Genomic DNA, 740 nt, shown 5'->3' on the forward strand with positions numbered 1-740 from the left:
CCGCGAAGGCCGCGCCCTGGGCGTACGGGATGTCGAGGTCGATCAGGTCCGGCACGTCCGCCTCCTCGGCGACCCCGGTGGCGACCAGGCGGATGCCGGCCCGGGCCAGGGCCGGGGCGAGATCCTCGATGGCGATGTCAGACAGGCGCCGCCGCTCCGACCCCGGCCGCAGCAGCAGCTCGGCCGGGACCTTGACCTGGCCGACCCCCAGCCCCGCGAGCTGGGCCACGTCGAAGCGCAGGTCGTCCGCCCGGTCGAGGCTGAACCCGATCCGGCCCCGCAGCGGCAGGAGCAGTCCGCGCTGCCCGCCATCGAGACCCTGCCAACTCGCCTGCGGCAGCGCGATCGCCAGCCCGGCCAGGGCGGGATCGTCCGCGACCGTACGGGCCAGCTCGCGCAGCAGCCCGGGCTCGAACAGCGAGAGCGGCGACAGGCCGTAGGTCAGCATGGTCTCGCTGCCCCGGCGGGCGAGGTGGCGGACCACGATGGCGGCTCGCTGCAGCATGCGCCGGTCGAGTTCGGTGGTGCGGCCGTAGCGTTCCAGCACCGGCAGGAACACCTCCGGCTCGGTCAGTTCGCCATCGACCCGCAGGCGGGCCAACGCCTCGTAAGCCGAGACCTTGCGCTGGGGCAGGGTCACCACCGGCTGCAGGTGGATCTCCAGGGCATCCGCCTCGAAGGCCCGGACGATCTCGGCCTCGCGGTCGGCCCAGGGCGCGGCGGCCCGGGGGGCGGGACGG

The 740-nt window shown here is 75.0% G+C and carries 1 protein-coding gene; it reads right to left on the reverse strand.

The annotated features are described in order from the left end of the window. Positions 1–740 (reverse strand): EAL domain-containing protein (locus tag FV228_RS31535; protein WP_147857954.1); only part of this gene is annotated, 740 nt, incomplete at both ends.

It is taken from the genome of Methylobacterium sp. WL18, assembly GCF_008040015.1.
Lineage (GTDB): Bacteria > Pseudomonadota > Alphaproteobacteria > Rhizobiales > Beijerinckiaceae > Methylobacterium > Methylobacterium mesophilicum.